15 protein-coding genes are annotated in these 15,874 nt (G+C 63.7%); all 15 read right to left on the bottom strand.

Translation table 11 applies throughout. From position 1 onward, the window contains the following. Positions 1-59 precede the first annotated feature (59 nt). The gene (gene pnp, locus ABY454_RS05770; RefSeq protein WP_372929231.1) at positions 60-2,180 is read right to left on the bottom strand and encodes a polyribonucleotide nucleotidyltransferase; all 2,121 of its coding nucleotides are present in this window, start codon (positions 2,178-2,180) and stop codon (positions 60-62) included. A 103-nt stretch (positions 2,181-2,283) separates the two neighbouring features. Next, positions 2,284-2,553: a 30S ribosomal protein S15 gene (gene rpsO, locus ABY454_RS05775; protein WP_372929232.1), complete on the bottom strand. Its 270-nt coding sequence runs from the start codon at positions 2,551-2,553 to the stop codon at positions 2,284-2,286. Between the two features lie 157 nt (positions 2,554-2,710). Beyond that, on the bottom strand, positions 2,711-3,631 hold the full coding sequence (truB, locus tag ABY454_RS05780; RefSeq protein ID WP_372929233.1) for a tRNA pseudouridine(55) synthase TruB: 921 nt from the start codon (positions 3,629-3,631) through the stop codon (positions 2,711-2,713). Between the two features lie 23 nt (positions 3,632-3,654). Further along, on the bottom strand, positions 3,655-4,044 hold the full coding sequence (gene rbfA / locus ABY454_RS05785; RefSeq protein ID WP_372929234.1) for a 30S ribosome-binding factor RbfA: 390 nt from the start codon (positions 4,042-4,044) through the stop codon (positions 3,655-3,657). 49 nt (positions 4,045-4,093) lie between these two features. Next, positions 4,094-6,589 (bottom strand): translation initiation factor IF-2, encoded by a 2,496-nt coding sequence (gene infB / locus ABY454_RS05790; RefSeq protein WP_372929235.1) that lies wholly within the window; start codon positions 6,587-6,589, stop codon positions 4,094-4,096. 1 nt (position 6,590) lies between these two features. After that, on the bottom strand, positions 6,591-7,271 hold the full coding sequence (locus tag ABY454_RS05795) for an RNA-binding protein (protein WP_372929236.1): 681 nt from the start codon (positions 7,269-7,271) through the stop codon (positions 6,591-6,593). A 21-nt stretch (positions 7,272-7,292) separates the two neighbouring features. Continuing rightward, positions 7,293-9,017 carry a transcription termination factor NusA gene (gene nusA / locus ABY454_RS05800; protein ID WP_372929237.1) on the bottom strand — a complete coding sequence of 575 codons (1,725 nt, stop codon included), beginning with the start codon at positions 9,015-9,017 and terminating at the stop codon, positions 7,293-7,295. Positions 9,018-9,074: 57 nt separating this feature from the next. Continuing rightward, entirely contained in the window at positions 9,075-9,617 is a 543-nt protein-coding gene (gene rimP, locus ABY454_RS05805; protein ID WP_372929238.1) for a ribosome maturation factor RimP, read from the bottom strand. Between the two features lie 158 nt (positions 9,618-9,775). After that, positions 9,776-10,477 carry a tRNA (guanosine(46)-N(7))-methyltransferase TrmB gene (locus tag ABY454_RS05810; RefSeq protein WP_372929239.1) on the bottom strand — a complete coding sequence of 234 codons (702 nt, stop codon included), beginning with the start codon at positions 10,475-10,477 and terminating at the stop codon, positions 9,776-9,778. Positions 10,478-10,551: 74 nt separating this feature from the next. After that, positions 10,552-11,727, bottom strand: coding sequence for a methionine adenosyltransferase (gene metK / locus ABY454_RS05815; RefSeq protein ID WP_372929248.1), 1,176 nt, complete (start codon positions 11,725-11,727; stop codon positions 10,552-10,554). Positions 11,728-11,827: 100 nt separating this feature from the next. Beyond that, a complete protein-coding gene (locus ABY454_RS05820; RefSeq protein WP_372929240.1) occupies positions 11,828-12,244 on the bottom strand; it encodes a helix-turn-helix domain-containing protein in 417 nt (138 codons plus the stop codon). 101 nt (positions 12,245-12,345) lie between these two features. Continuing rightward, on the bottom strand, positions 12,346-13,950 hold the full coding sequence (gene lnt, locus ABY454_RS05825) for an apolipoprotein N-acyltransferase (RefSeq protein ID WP_372929241.1): 1,605 nt from the start codon (positions 13,948-13,950) through the stop codon (positions 12,346-12,348). Further along, positions 13,951-14,937: a hemolysin family protein gene (locus ABY454_RS05830; protein WP_372929243.1), complete on the bottom strand. Its 987-nt coding sequence runs from the start codon at positions 14,935-14,937 to the stop codon at positions 13,951-13,953. It abuts the gene before it with no gap. Next, positions 14,934-15,473, bottom strand: coding sequence for an rRNA maturation RNase YbeY (gene ybeY / locus ABY454_RS05835; RefSeq protein ID WP_372929244.1), 540 nt, complete (start codon positions 15,471-15,473; stop codon positions 14,934-14,936). Before ybeY ends, ABY454_RS05830 begins: the two co-directional genes overlap by 4 nt. Next, positions 15,470-15,874, bottom strand: a 405-nt coding sequence (locus ABY454_RS05840) for a PhoH family protein (RefSeq protein ID WP_372929245.1), incomplete at its 5' end; no start/stop codon positions are given. The genes ABY454_RS05840 and ybeY, both read right to left, overlap by 4 nt.

The raw sequence follows: 15,874 nt of genomic DNA on the forward strand, positions 1-15,874 counted from the left end.
GGATCGGGGCGCCGAAGCGCCCCTCTCAATATTCTGACGATTGGTAAGGTTCCGCCGGCCTAGCTGGCCTCGGCGGGTTCCTTTTCCTTGCCGGTATCCTGGTCGACGACCTTCATCGACAGGCGGACTTTGCCGCGCTCGTCGAAGCCGAGCAGCTTGACCCAGACCTGGTCGCCTTCCTTGACCACGTCGGTGACCTGCTTCGGGCGGCCCTCATCCAACTGCGAGATATGGACCAAGCCGTCGCGCGGGCCGAAGAAGTTCACGAACGCGCCGAACTCCATCACCTTCACGACCTTGCCCTGGTAGATCACGCCAACCTCCGGCTCTGCCGCGATCGACTTGATGCGGGCGATGGCGTCGCGGATCGACTCTGCGTTGGACGAGGCGATCTTAATTGTGCCGTCGTCGGAGATGTCGATCTTGGCGCCGGACTCCGCCACGATCTCGCGGATCACGGAGCCACCCGAACCGATGACTTCGCGGATCTTGTCGACCGGGATGTTGATCGTCTCGATGCGCGGTGCGTACTCGCCGAGCTCCGGACGTGCGCCGGTCAGCGCCTTGTCCATCTCACCGAGAATATGCATGCGCCCGCCCTTAGCCTGGTCGAGCGCGATCTTCATGATCTCCTCGGTGATGCCGGTGATCTTGATGTCCATCTGGAGGGACGTGACGCCCTCGGACGTGCCAGCCACCTTGAAGTCCATATCGCCGAGATGGTCCTCATCACCAAGAATGTCGGACAGAACGGCGAACTTGTCGCCTTCCTTGATGAGGCCCATGGCGATGCCCGCGACGGGGCGCTTGAGCGGCACACCGGCGTCCATCATGGCGAGCGAGGTACCGCAGACCGTTGCCATGGACGAAGAACCATTGGACTCGGTGATCTCCGATACGACGCGAAGGGTGTATGGGAACTGCTCGCGGTCCGGCAAAATCGGGTGGACGGCACGCCAAGCGAGCTTGCCATGGCCGATCTCGCGCCGCCCCGGAGAGCCCATGCGCCCAGTCTCACCGACCGAGTAGGGCGGGAAGTTGTAGTGCAGCAGGAACGTCTCTTTGTACGTACCCTGAAGGGCGTCAACGAACTGCTCGTCCTCACCGGTGCCCAAGGTCGTGACCACCAGCGCTTGCGTCTCGCCGCGGGTGAACAGCGCGCTGCCATGCGTGCGCGGCAGGATGCCGACTTCACATGAAATAGGACGCACCGTCTCTAGGTCGCGTCCGTCGATGCGCTTCTTGGTGTCAAGGATGCTGCCGCGGACCACGTCCTTCTCGGCTTCCTTGAAGGCGCCGGAGACCTTGCCAGCGAGGGTGCCGTCGTCGTCGTCCGGCACGAGCTCGGTGACGATCTTCTCCTTGATCTGGGAGATCCCGTCGCGGCGCTCCTGCTTGGAGGCGATGGCGTAGGCTTCGCGCAGACCGCTATCGGCCATCCCGCGGACCTTCTCGACCATCTCCGAGTTGTCTACGGTCTTGAGCTCCCACGGCTCCTTGGCCGCGCGTTCGGCGAGCTTGACGATGGCGTCGAGGACGGGCTGGAAGTGCTCGTGCCCGTACATCACGGCGCCGAGCATGATGTCCTCAGGAAGCTCCTTGGCCTCCGACTCAACCATGAGCACGGCGTCGGTGGTGCCGGCGACGACGAGGTCGAGCTGCGTCTCGGGCATCTCGTCCACCATCGGGTTCAGCACATGCTTGCCGTCGATATAGCCGACGCGCGCGGCGCCGATGGGTCCGAGGAACGGCACGCCAGAGAGCGTGAGCGCGGCGGACGCAGCCACCAAGGCCACGATGTCCGGGTCGTTTTCCATGTCGTGCGACAGCACGGTGGTGACGACTTGCGTCTCGTGCTTGAAGCCCTTGGCGAACAGCGGACGGATCGGCCGGTCGATCAGGCGAGACGTGAGCGTCTCCTTCTCGGTCGGGCGTCCTTCACGCTTGAAGTAGCCGCCCGGGATCTTGCCCGCGGCGAAGGTCTTCTCTTGGTAATTCACGGTGAGGGGAAAGAAGTCGATCCCGACTCTTGCCTCTTTGGCCGAGACGACGGTGGCGAGAACGGATGTATCGCCATAGGTGGCGAGCACTGCGCCGTCGGCCTGGCGGGCGACGCGCCCGGTCTCAAGTTTCAGCGGGCGTCGGCCCCAATCAATTTCTACGGTGTGTTTATCGAACATGTGTGTGTCCCAGTAAGTGGGGAAAGATAAGGCTATCCCGCGCCCGGTGGCGCGGGAGCCCGGTTATATGCATGGAAGCTCGGGCCGCATTTTCAACGGAAAGCTACCGGCGGATACCGAGCCGGTTGATGAGCTTCTGGTACCTGTCCTCGTTCGTCGATTTGACGTAGTCGAGCAGCCGGCGCCGCTGGCTCACGAGTTTCAGGAGCCCGCGCCGCGAATGGTTATCCTTGCCATGTGTCTTAAAATGGCCGGTCAGATTGCTGATCCGCTCCGTGAGGATCGCGACCTGAACTTCTGGCGACCCGGTATCGTCCGTCTTGGTCGCGTATTCCTTGATAAGCTCTTGCTTGCGCTCAGCGCTAATCGACATCGGGATATCCTTGTAATTTGAGGGTTTTGACAGGGCCGAGCCGGGATGTCGTCCAGCACGGTCGGTTCTAGAATCGCGACAGGGGCCAAATCCGGCCCCCGCACGATGCGCTGCACTATAGGGATTATGGGGCTAGAGACCAGCGGAATTTGGGCGCCTAGGACGAAAGGTTAAAGATCCGCCGGGGCCTGAATTCGCCTTCCTCGACCTCCCCAAGTGCGACCAATTCGCCCTTGGAAACCGCGTAGACCGGGCCAGTGACGAGCGGCGCGTCCCGGCCCCTGAGGAGAACGGCGCGCCCCTGGCGGAGCTGGCTGGCGTCGGCCGAACTCATGGTCAGCGACGGAAGGTCTTCAAGCCCCACCTCCACCGGTAGCAGCCTTGCCATCAGCGTCTCCCGGCTCTCATCGGCGCATTCCTCCAATACCGAAAGGGGAACGGCGCGATCCTCCGTGAAGGCGCCCACCTTCGTGCGCCGAAGTGCCGACACATGGCCGAGGCACTGAAGCGCCCGGCCGAGATCGCGTGCCAGCGCGCGCACATAGGTGCCCTTGCCGCAATCCGCCTCCAGCACGCAATGATCGGCGTCCGGCTGGTCCACCACATCGAGCCGGTCGACGTTCACGATCCGCGGCTCCAGTACGAAGTCCTCGTCGTCACGGGCCAGATCGTAGGCCCGCGCGCCCTCGACCTTGATCGCCGAGTAGCGGGGCGGGATTTGCGAAATCTCGCCGGTGAAGCGTGGCAGCGCCGCCTCGATCTCCGAGAGCGTCGGCCGCCGGTCCGACGTCTCCAGCACCTTGCCTTGCGTGTCGTCGGTGTCGGTCTCGGCGCCAAAGCGCACCGTGAAGCGGTAGGTCTTGGAGCCGTCCACCACGAACGGCACGGTCTTGGTCGCCTCGCCAAGCGCGATCGGCAGGATGCCCGTGGCAAGTGGGTCGAGCGTGCCGGCATGGCCCGCCTTGGCCGCGTTGTAGAGCCACCGGACGCGGCCCACGGCCTTGGTCGAAGTCATGCCTTCCGGCTTGTCGAGGATCAGCCAACCGCTGATCGCCAGGCCCTTGCGCCGCCGCGCCATGCCGTCGCTCCCTTGCGAATCGCCTACTCGTCGAGATCGCGCGCGACTTGCGGCGAGGCGAGCAGTTCATCGATCCGCGCCGACGTCTTGAACGAGGTATCGACCTTGAAGCGCAGCTCCGGCATGAATTTGAGCGAGACGCGGCTGGCCAGCTCACCGCGCAAGAAGCGCTTGTGCTTCTCCAGGTGTGCGACGACATCGTCCGCTTCCCCGCCGCCCAGCGGCATCACGAAGCAGGTCGCGAGCTTGAGATCCGGCGACATACGGACTTCGGGAACCGTGAGCGAATGACGCGCGATCACGTCGTCCATGACGTCGCCGCGCGAAAGGACCTCCGCCAGTGCGTGGCGGATCAGCTCTCCGACTTTCAATTGGCGTTGGCTCGGGCCGCGGCCCTTGTCTCGCGGGGTCATTGTCTGGCTTCTCTCGAAAGCGCCGAATGGATGACGCGGGCGCTCAGGCCTACAGCGTGCGCTGAACGTGCTCGACCTCGAAACACTCGATCACGTCGCCTTGGCGCATGTCCTGGTAGCCCTCGAACGCCATGCCGCATTCCTGGCCCGCCACCACCTCTTTCACTTCGTCCTTGAAGCGTTTGAGCGTGGACAGCTTGCCTTCGTGCACCACAACGTTGTCGCGGATCAGCCGGACATGGGCGCCACGCTCGACCTTTCCTTCGCTTACGCGGCAGCCGGCCACCTTGCCGACCTTGGAGATGTTGAACACCTCCAGGATTTCGGCGTTGCCGAGGAATGTCTCGCGCACGGTCGGGGCAAGCAGGCCGGACATGGCCGCCTTGATGTCGTCGACCAGGTCGTAAATCACCGCGTACTGACGGATTTCGACGCCGTCCCGGGCAGCGTGCTCGCGGGCCTGCGTGTTGGCGCGCACATTGAAGGCGAGGAGTACCGCGCCTGACGTCGATGCCAGAGACACGTCCGACTCCGTAATGCCGCCCACGCCCGAATGCACGACGCGAGCCCGAACTTCGTCGGTGCCCAGATTGGCGAGCGCCGCCGAGATGGCCTCGACCGAACCCTGCACGTCGCCCTTGATGACAAGCGGAAACTCCTGGACTCCGGTCTCCTGGAGTTGGGTCATCATCTGCTCGAGGCTGCCGCGCTGGCCGGCAACGGCCTGCCGCTTGCGCCGCTCGCGATCGCGGTAGTCGGTGATCTCGCGCGCCCGCGCCTCGTTCTCCACGACGGCGAACTGATCGCCCGCTTCCGGCGCGGAATCGAAACCGAGAACTTCCGCCGGGACCGACGGTCCGGCTTCCTTGACTTGGTCGCCGACATCGTTGATCAGCGCGCGCACGCGGCCCCAGGCGGAGCCTGCCACCACAATGTCGCCGAGCTTCAGTGAGCCACGCTGGATCAGCGCGGTGCCCACGGGCCCGCGTCCGCGTTCCAGCTTCGCCTCGACGATGACGCCTTCGGCGGGCCGATCGGGATTGGCGGTGAGTTCGAGCACTTCAGCTTGGAGCACGATGGCCTCAAGCAGCTTGTCGAGATTCGTCTTTTTGAGCGCCGAGACCTCAAGCTCAAGCGTGTCTCCGCCCATGCTCTCCACCACGATCTCGTGGCTAAGCAGCTCGGTGCGGACTTTGTTTGGGTCGGCCCCCGGGGTGTCGATCTTGTTGATGGCCACGATCAGCGGCACTTCGGCGGCCTTGGCGTGGTTGATCGCCTCGATTGTCTGCGGCTTCACGCCGTCGTCGGCGGCCACAACCAGGATCACGATGTCCGTCACCTTCGCGCCGCGGGCGCGCATGGCGGTGAACGCTTCATGGCCGGGCGTGTCGATGAAGGTGATCTTCTGGCCCGACGGCACGGTGACCTGATAGGCGCCGATATGCTGGGTGATGCCGCCGGCTTCCGAGGCGACGACGTTCGCGGTGCGCAAGGAGTCGAGCAGCGAGGTCTTGCCGTGATCGACGTGGCCCATGATCGTGACGATCGGCGCGCGCGGCTGAAGATTCTCGGCATCGTCGTCGTCACCGATGAAGCCTTCTTCAACATCGGCTTCGGACACGCGCCGGACGGTATGACCGAACTCCTCGGCGATGAGCTCCGCCGTATCGGCGTCGATCACATCGGTGATCTTGTGCATCTCGCCGTCCTTCATCAGGTGCTTGATGAGTTCGACGCCGCGCTCGGCCATACGGTTGGCGAGCTCTTGGATGGTGATGGCCTCGGGGATCGTGACCTCACGCGCGATCTTCTGCGTCGATTGCGGTCCGGCACCCTGTTTCTTCTGGCGCTCGCGGTGACGCTTGAGCGAGGCAAGGCTCCGCTGACGCTGCTCCTCGTCGAGCGCGTTGGTGATGGTAAGGCGGCCGCGGACCCTCCGCTCCTCGCCGCGCCGGGGGGCAGCGGGGCCCTTCTTGTGGCGGGCATCGGGGGCGCGCGAAGGCTGCTTCTCTGCTTCCGGCTTGAGATGCTTGCTGCGCTGCAGCTCCACGGTCTTCGGCTTGGCTTTTTCCTCGGCGGCGGCCTTTGCCTTTTCTTCTTCTTCTTTCCGCTTGCGTTCCTCGGCCTCGCGCGCCTCCGTGGCCTGCTGCTCGGCCAGCTGGGCCTCCTGGGTCGCGTTCTCCTTAGCGCGCTCCTTTTCCTCAGCCTGCCGGACTTTCGCATCGGCGAGTGCCTTGGCGCGGGCACCCTTTTCCTCTTCGGAAAGCTGCTTCAGCACCACGCCCGAGCGGCGCTGTTTCTCTTCCGGCGCCGGCTTGGGGGCCGGTTCGGCGGCCTTTGCCTTCGGTTTGGTTTTGGGCTCTTCAACAGTCGGTGCGGCGCTGCCCGAGCCGATCGTGCGGCGCTTTTTCTTCTCGACCACAACGGACTTTGAGCGCCCATGGCTAAAGCTCTGGCGCACATGGCCAGACTCCACGGTTCGGCGCACATTGAGCGTCATCTTGCGCCCGCTCGTCTTGCCGTCGCTCTCGTTCGCTTCGCTCATTCTAGTCCGTATCCAATCCGTATCTGTCCGCGAATGCGGAGGGACCCATGCGGTAGCGCTCAACGCGCGAGGCCGCCGCGAGAAATTTTCGAGCCGCTCCGCCCGGGATTAGGGCAGCATGTATCACATTTGGCCTGCCCGATGCCAAACTCAATTCATCAGCGCTGAAGGCGCGAACCGTTGGGAAACCGCGTCCTTCGGTGGTTGCGCGGGCTTTTCCATCAAGTTTCCGGCAGCCATCGTCGGCGGCGTCGGAGGCGTGAATCAGCGCAACAACGTGCCCCTTGCCGCTTCCCGCGCCCAACGCCTGTTCGACCTTGGTGTGGCCGAAAACCACGTTGCCCGCCTTGTTGGCGATCCCGAGTGCCTGGAGCGCGGTCTCGGTGAGAAGGGCGCCGACCTGGTCGGCAAGGCCTTCTGAGGCCTTCGCCTCGGCTTTCAGTGCCCGGCTGAAGACCTTGCGCTTGACCGCTTGCGCCACGGTCTCATGGGCTGCGGTCAGCCAGACGCCGCGGCCGGGGAGCTTTTCCTTCAGGTCGGGAACGACGGTGCCGTCAGGCCCGAGCACGAAGCGGATGAGGTCGTCCTTAGGACGCTGGACGCGCGTGACCGCGCAGCGGCGCAACGTATCCGTTGCCGGCTGCCCTTTGGTCTCGCCTATCTCCGTCGCCTCGATCCGCAACAGCTCTGTCTCCTAACCGCCTCATGACGCGGAGGCGTCGTCTTCAGCAGGCTTCTCGCCCGTTTCAGTTTTGGTCTCAGTCTCGGTCTGGCCTTCGGAAGTGGTCTCGGCCGCCTCGGCCCCGGATTCGCCCTCGACTTCGCCGTCCACCTCTTCGCCTTCCGCCTCTTCCTCGTCGGCCACGAGATCGGCCTCGTCGATCCAGCCGGCCTTCACCCGCGCCGCCAGGATCAGGTCCTCGCATTGCGTCCGCGTCAGGCCGGAGGCCTCAAGAAAGCCGTCGTAGTGCGTGGTCTCTTTTTCCTGGCGCTCGTTCCAGCCGGCCAGGTCGTCGGTGGCACAGTCGGCGAGGTCCTCGACGGTCTTTACGTCGTTCTCACCAAGCGCCACCAGCATCGCAGTATTGAGACCGGGCACCTCCATCAACTCGTCGGCGACGCCGAGTTCCTTACGTTTGGCGTTCAGCTCCGCCTCGAGCTTCTCAAGGTGCTCGCGCGCCCGGGTCTGAATCTCGGCGGCCGTTTCCTCGTCGAAGCCTTCGATGGAGGAGATCTCCGTCGGCTCGACGAAGGCCACTTCCTCCACCGAGGAGAAGCCTTCCGAAGCGAGCAACTGGGCGATCACCTCGTCCACGTCGAGCGCTTCCATAAACTTGGCCGAACGCTCGGCGAACTCCGCCTGGCGCCGCTCCGACTCCGAAGCCTCGGTCATGATGTCGATGTCCCAGCCAGTGAGCTGAGAGGCGAGCCGCACGTTCTGGCCTTTGCGGCCGATGGCAAGCGACAACTGCTCGTCCGGCACGACCACCTCGATGCGCTCGGCGTCTTCGTCGAGCACGACCTTGACCACTTCCGCAGGAGCAAGCGCGTTCACGATGAACGTGGCGGCGTCGGGCGACCACTGGATGATGTCGATCTTTTCGCCCTGAAGCTCGTTCACCACCGCCTGCACGCGGCTGCCGCGCATGCCCACGCACGCGCCAACCGGATCGATGGAGGCGTCGCGGGAGACGACCGCGATCTTGGCGCGGCTGCCCGGATCGCGCGCCACCGACTTGATGGTGACGATGCCTTCGTAGACTTCCGGAACTTCCTGCGCGAACAGCTTCGCCATGAATTCGGGATGCGTGCGCGACAGGAAGATCTGCGGGCCGCGCTGCTCGCGCCGCACGTCGTAGACGAAAGCGCGGATGCGGTCGCCATAGCGGAAATTCTCGCGCGGCAGAGTCTCGTCACGGCGCACGATGGCCTCGGCCCGGCCGAGATCGACGATCACATTGCCGTACTCGACGCGCTTGACGATGCCGTTCACGATCTCGCTGACGCGATCCTTATATTCTTCGAATTGGCGCTCGCGCTCAGCCTCGCGCACTTTCTGCACGATGACTTGCTTGGCGTTCTGCGCCGCCACGCGCCCGAAGTCGAGCGGGGGCAGGGGCTCGGCGATGAAGTCGCCCACCTGTGCGGCCGGGTTCTTGCGGCGCGCCTCGGCGAGCGCGATCTGCGTCGCTTCCAAGGTAACGTCCTCGACCACTTCGAGAAGTCGCGCCAACGAGATTTCGCCGGTCTTGGGGTCGACCTCCGCCTTGATCTCGTTCTCGCTGCCATAGCGGGACTTCGCCGCCTTCTGGATGGCGTCCTCCATGGCGGTGATCACGACGTCGCGGTCGATCGCCTTCTCGCGCGCGACCGCATCGGCGATCTGCAAGAGCTCCAGCCTATTGGCGCTAACGCCTGCCTGAGACATTTTCTAGCCTCCAACTCCGTTGTGTTCGTTCGCGCCGCCTCGTGGGCCCGCGAAAGTTCAATGAACGGGCTTGTCGCCCGAAAGATCTGTCCTGAAGCCATCGAGGTTGACGACGAGCTTCGCCTCGCTGATGAGCGGGAAGGGAAGGCCGATGATCACGGGCTCGGCCTTGCCTTCCAGCTCGATCTTCAAAAGCACCTCTTCATCGGTCACGTCCTCGATCGCGCCTTTGAAGCGCTTGCGTCCGTCGACGAGCTCCTTCAGTTCGACTTTTGCCTCGTGACCGGCGCAATTGGCGAAGTCACTCGGCCGTACCAGTGGCCGGTCGATGCCCGGCGAGGAGACTTCCAGACGATAGGTCCCCGGCATCGGGTCGTACGCCTCGAGCACTGGAGACAATCTCCGGCTGATGGTCGCGCAATCGTCCACCGACATCTCACCGCTGGGCCGTTCGGCCATGATCTGCACCGTGCCGCCGTCGCGGCCTGAAATCTTCACCCGCACCAGCCGGAACCCGAGCTCGTTGAGCACGGGCTCGGCGAGGTCGGCAACCGCTCGCTCCGGCCCTGTCTCTCTGACGAAAAGGCGTTCTTCACTCAACGCAAGGCTCGGTATTGATGGCGGGGTTCAGGCTCCTCGGAAAAAAGCCGGGGACCCTAATAAAAAGGAGCGGGCCGCGGCCCACTCCTGATCAAATCAACCATGAGTTTCTGCCCGTAATATACGGGCTTTTTCTTGGGGTTCAAGCCGCTTGGGCCCTAAAGGCGCCGCCACTCAAGGTAAACGGGCTTACGCCCACTCAAGGCCTTGCCCTCATAACGGGTCTGCGGCCAGTCGTCCGGCCGCTCCCGCCAATGGTCCGCCTTTTCCGCGCACCAGGCGAAGGCGCCGTTCTGGTTGACCGCATATAGGACCTGGCCCGCATAGTCGGTGTCGTCGCTGGCAAAGCGCAAGGTCCCGCCGGGCCTCACGACGCGGGCGAGGGCCTGCACCATCTCCGGCGTGACCAAACGCCGCTTCTGTTGACGCTTCTTGGGCCAGGGGTCGGGAAACAGGATGAAGGCGCGGGCGATCGAGCTCTGCGGCAACCACGCCAGGACATCCCGCGCGTCGTCATCGTGGAGCAGCACCCGTTGCAGGCCTCGATCCTCGATCCCGCCGAGTGCTGCGGCGACGCCGTTGATATAGGGCTCGCAGCCGATGATGCCGGCGCCCGGGTGGTGCTCGGCTTGCCAGAGGAGGTGCTCGCCGGAGCCGAAGCCGATCTCGAGCCACACCTCCCGCACCGGCACGGGGAAGAGCGCGGTAGGATCGGACGGGGGAGGCTGAGTGAGGTCGGGACGCAGGCGCGGCAGCAACTCCGCAACCAAGCGCTCCTTCCGCGGGCTCAAGCGCTTGCCCTTGCGCCGGCCGTAGGAGCGCAAGCGTGTGGCCTCAAGCCGGTCGGGATCGTCCGTCATCATGCCGGCGTTTTACGCCCCTAGCCCGGGCGAGCCTAGCCGCATGGATTGATTTGGCGAAGGGAACCGGCGCGCTAGCTAAGTTCGCCGCGGATCGGCTCGACGAGATCGAGGCGCTCCCACGAGAAACCGCCGTCATTGTCGGGCTGGCGGCCGAAATGGCCGTAGGCCGCTGTGCGCTCGTAGATCGGCCGGCTCAGGCCCAGATGCTCGCGAATGCCGCGCGGGCTCAAGTCCATCACCTCGCGCAACGCGTTCTCCAGCTTGTCCTCGGAGATCTTGCCGGTGCCGTGCAGGTCGGCGTAGAGCGACAGAGGCTGCGACACGCCGATGGCGTAGGCGACTTGAAGCGTGCATTTGTCGGCAAGGCCGGCGGCGACGACGTTCTTGGCGAGATACCGCGCGGCGTAGGCTGCCGAGCGGTCCACCTTGGTCGGGTCCTTGCCGGAGAAGGCGCCACCGCCATGCGGCGCCGCGCCACCATATGTATCGACGATGATCTTGCGGCCGGTGAGACCGGCGTCCCCGTCAGGTCCGCCGATGACGAAGCGGCCGGTCGGGTTGACGTAGAGCTTGGTCGAACCGTTCATCCAGCCTTTGGGCAGGACGTCTTCGACGAAACCCCGCACGATCTCCTCGATGCGCTCTGAACTTGCAGCCTCGCCGTGCTGGGTCGAGACCACGACGGAGTCGGCGCGCACCGGCTTGCCGTCCTCATAGACCAGCGTCACCTGGCTCTTGGAATCGGGTCCGAGTTCGGGCGTGCGGCCGGCATGACGTGCCTTTGCCATCTCGTCGAGAATGCGATGCGAATAGAAAATCGGCGCCGGCATGAGCTGCTCGGTCTCGCGGCAGGCATAACCGAACATAATGCCCTGGTCGCCCGCGCCTTCGTCCTTCTCGCTCTCGGCATCGGCATCCACGCCCATGGCGATGTCGGCCGACTGCTCGTGCAGATAGTTATCGAAGGCGGCGTTCTGCCAGTGGAAGCCGTCCTGCTCGTAGCCGATCTCGCGTACGGCGTTGCGCGCCGCCGCTTCGATCTTGGCCTTGGTCACGCTTTCCGGCCCGCGGACCTCGCCGGCGAGCACGATCCGGTTTGTGGTGACAAGCGTCTCGCAGGCGACCCGGGAGTGCGGATCGGCGTCCAAATAAAGATCTACGACCGCATCGGAAATACGGTCGCACACCTTGTCGGGATGGCCCTCCGACACGGATTCACTGGTGAAGAGATAGCTTCCTCGGGACACTGCAAACTCCCAATTGGACAAGACGATAGGCCCGGCGGCCAAGATTGGCTCCGGTTCTGGCAACGGCGAAGCCGAAGGTCAAGCCCAGAAAACTCGAGAGTTAGCTCGCGCTTCCGCCCGAACCCAAAGCGCGGACAAGATCGACAACGCTCTTGCGGACTTTGGCGTCCGATATCTTGACGAATGCGCGGTTCAGCTCCAGCCCCTCACGGCTATTCAGGAACTCCAGGATAAAGGTCTCCGAGTCAGGCTCAGAGGAGCCCGCCGGTTGTCCTGCTCCGTCCACATGAGGTGCATCCTCGAAGAAGAATTGCACCGGAACATCGAGGATCTTGGAGATTTGAAACAGGCGGCTCGCTCCGACGCGATTCACGCCCTTCTCGTATTTCTGAACCTGCTGAAAAGTGAGTCCCATGCTTTCGCCGAGACGCTCTTGGCTCATGCCGAGTAGCATTCGGCGCAACCGCACGCGGCTACCGACGTGCGTGTCAACGGGGTTGGGCTTTTTGCCTGCCATTCGTTTTTTAGAATCCTCATCTCAAAAAAGGAAACTTCATCAAAGACTTTTTGGGACCTTCCCCTTCCCACTCTGGTTCATAGGGGCGGCTCTTGAGTCCGTCAAGGTTGCAGCGTGCGACGAAAGTACAAGACGATGCAGAGCAAAGCGAACAGAACGAAACATAGTACTAAGGTATAATGTTTCTCGCCGAGATGCGGGCCCGCATTGGGTAAAACTGCGTCGATCAGTCCGCGCTCGCCGAGACCGATCTCGGCGAGAACGCGTCCTTGCGCATCAATCACCGCCGAGATTCCAGTGTTCGCCGCGCGGACCAACGGCAAGCCTTGTTCGACAGCGCGAACTTGCGCTTGGTGAAAGTGCTGATAAGGCCCGGCGCTCGTGCCAAACCACGCATCGTTGGTGACGTTGAGAAGCCAACCTGGACGCACCCGCGTATCGCCGACTTCGCCGGGAAAGATGATCTCGTAACAGATAAGCGGACGCATCAATGGTGCGCCGGGAACCTCCAGCAAGCGCGAGCCGGTCCCCTCGCTGAAGCCGCCGCGCACGCCGGTCATCTGCATGACGCCTAGGCTTTCGAGAAAATCCTGGAACGGCAAATACTCGCCAAATGGCACGAGATGGACCTTGTCGTAAGCTTCACGCACGCGTCCGTTCTCGTCCAATAGGAGAAGACTATTGTAGACGCGCTCCTCTGACAGGATTGCGTCCGCGTCTCGCTCCTGCACGGCGCGCGCAGCGCCAACCAGCAGATGTGTCCCTTGCGGCAGTGCGTCGCCGATGGCGGTGAGTGCTTCGGACGTATCGGCAAGAAAGAACGGTAGCGCCGTCTCCGGCCAAATGACGAGGTCGGTGTCCTCAAGCCCCGGAGCGCGCGTAAGCTCGACATAGTCGCCGAAAATCTTCGCGGCATTCTCGGGGCGCCACTTGTCGGCTTGGTCAATATTCGCTTGGACGATGCGAAGGCGTAAGTCCGTGTCGCCGTCCGTGGTCGCCGCAAGGCGTCGGTCGCCCCAGACATAGCCAAGCCCGAGCAGCACAAGGAGTGTCGCGGCAACGCCCGCAGCACACTTGCTGCACGTATTTTGCCCACTCCAGGTTGCAGCCGGTGCCGCAAAGAGCGCGACCGCAAGAACACACAACGTGTACACGCCGAGCAGGGCGGCCATTTGCATCAGCGGACCTTCGGGCAACAGCGCATAGCCGATCAGATTCCAAGGGAGTCCGGTGAGGACATGGCCGCGCGCGTATTCCGCGAGCCCAAAGGCAATGGCAAGCGCGAAGATGCGGCCCGGTCCCGGCTGCCACAGCGCCATGGCAAGCACGCCGGCCGCCGCATAGAACAACGCCATGCCGGCGGACAATGCCGTCATCACAAAGGGGATCAGCCAGGCATGCCGCGTCGGCTCCACGAGAAAGGCCTCGGCGAGCCAATACAGCCCGGCAAGAAAAAATCCGCAGCCGAACCAGAACCCCGTTGCGCCTCCGCACTTCAGACGCGCGCCGCGCGCATCATTGGCGGCGCAGTCGTCGAGCAGCCACACCAAACCGCCGAAGCTCAGGAACATCACCGGCCAGGCGTGAACAGGGGCAAAGGCAAGCACGGCAAGCGCGCCGAGCAAAAACGCGAAGCCCGCGCGCCGCACGCCCGCCAATCCGCCGACCCAGGCCGCGGCACCGGACATGACGGTTAGAACGGACACTTAAGGCGCGCTCTGTTCCGGCTTGGCGTCGGTCCCGGTACCGGCGTTTGCCGGGTCTTTGTCTTTCGGAACATGAACGCGCAGCTTCTTGATGCGCCGCGGATCGGCGTCCAGCACTTCGAACTCGATTCCCGAGGGGTGCGCCACGAGCTCGCCGCGTGCCGGAATGCGTCCGGAGATCGAGAACACCACGCCGCCCAGCGTATCGATGTCCTCTTCTTGCTCGTCGGAAACCAGATCGATCTTGAGATGCTTCTCGAGATCTTCGACAGGCGTGCGCGCATCGCAGATGAGCCCGAGGCGCGGGTCGAGATGGATCAGCGGCTCGTCCTCGACGTCGTGTTCATCGGCAATCTCGCCGACGATCTCCTCCACCAGGTCCTCGATCGAGACCAGCCCGTCGGTGCCGCCATACTCGTCGACCACGAGTGCGAGGTGGAGTTGCGACGATTGCATCTTCAAAAGAAGATCGAGCACCGACATGGAAGCGGGGATGTAGATCAGCTCACGGGCGATTCTGATCGCACCAACGCTTCGCTTGAGATCGACTCGGCCGAGGCCGAGTTTGTCGTCTACGTTGGCCTGCTCGGTGATCCACGACATCAAGTCGCGGATATGAATCATGCCGCGCGGGTCGTCGAGCGTTTCGCGGTACACGGGCAAGCGCGAATGCTCAGCATCGCGGAACACGCGCATCAGCTCCTCGATGTTGACGCTGTCGTCCACCGCGACGATGTCGGCGCGGGGCACCATGACGTCCTCGACCGTCAGTGCGCCGAAGTGCAAGATCCTCCGCAACATACTGCGCTCTTGCGGGCTCAGCGTGTCACTCTTGCTGCGCGCCAGCGCGCTCTCGATCAGCTCGCGCAAGTCCGGCTCTTCGTTAAGGCCGAAGGTCTGCAACAAGCGGGCGAACCACGTCGACTCCTCGTCGTCGGTTTGTGCTCGCGCGTTCTCAAGCATCCGCTCGGGCGAGGGGTTGCTCATCGTGTCACCTCCGCGGCGGCCACGCTTGCGAAAGGATCGGCGATCCCAAGCGAGGCTAGCGCCTGTCTCTCCAGGTCTTCCATCTGCTCGGCTTCAGCATCGTTGCGGTGGTCGAAGCCGAGCAGGTGAAGGACCCCGTGCACGACGAGGTGGGAAACGTGGTCGGCAAGCGCGATGCCGGTCTCCTCCGCCTCGCGCTGCGTGGTCTCAAAAGCGATTACCACATCGCCAAGCGATCCGTGTTCGCCGGGCGCGTCACCTGCGGGAAACGATAGCACGTTTGTCGGCTGGTCCTTGTCACGCCAGTTGCGATTGAGGTCATGCATTTCCGCATCGTCGGTGAGCGTGATGGCCAGTTCGCAAGGCTCAAGCCGCGCCGGCGGTGCCGCAGTGAATGCGGCATGCGCGGCGAGCGTCACGCTGGGATCGCTGATCGCGCTGTGTTCCCAGGCATCGCCATGGCGCACGACTTCGACCGCCAGCGTCGCCGCTTGCGGAGAGTCTTCGCTGTTGCGACTAGGGCCGTCCTCGCTCATCGCTTTCCCCCGCCCTTACGCGGCTTGGACCGTTTTGAACTCTGGTCCTTGGGGGCGGCCTCGTAGGCCTCGACAATGCGTCCGACGAGTTCGCGGCGCACCACGTCTGCTCTCGAGAAGGCGATGTCGTCGATCTCATCGACGCCGTGCAAAATCTCGATGGCGGCGTTCAAGCCGGAATCCTGGCCGGGCGGCAGGTCGACTTGCGTCGGATCGCCCGTCACGATCATCTTGCTCTCTTCGCCGAGGCGCGTGAGGAACATCTTGAGCTGCATGGGCGTGCAGTTCTGCGCCTCATCGAGAATGACCATGGCATGGGAGAGAGTGCGCCCGCGCATGAAGGCAAGCGGCGCAATTTCGATGACGCCGGTCTCGAGCCCGCGCTCGACCCGCTCCGGCGC

It is taken from the genome of Methyloceanibacter sp. (assembly GCF_041573655.1).
Lineage (GTDB): Bacteria > Pseudomonadota > Alphaproteobacteria > Rhizobiales > Methyloligellaceae > Methyloceanibacter.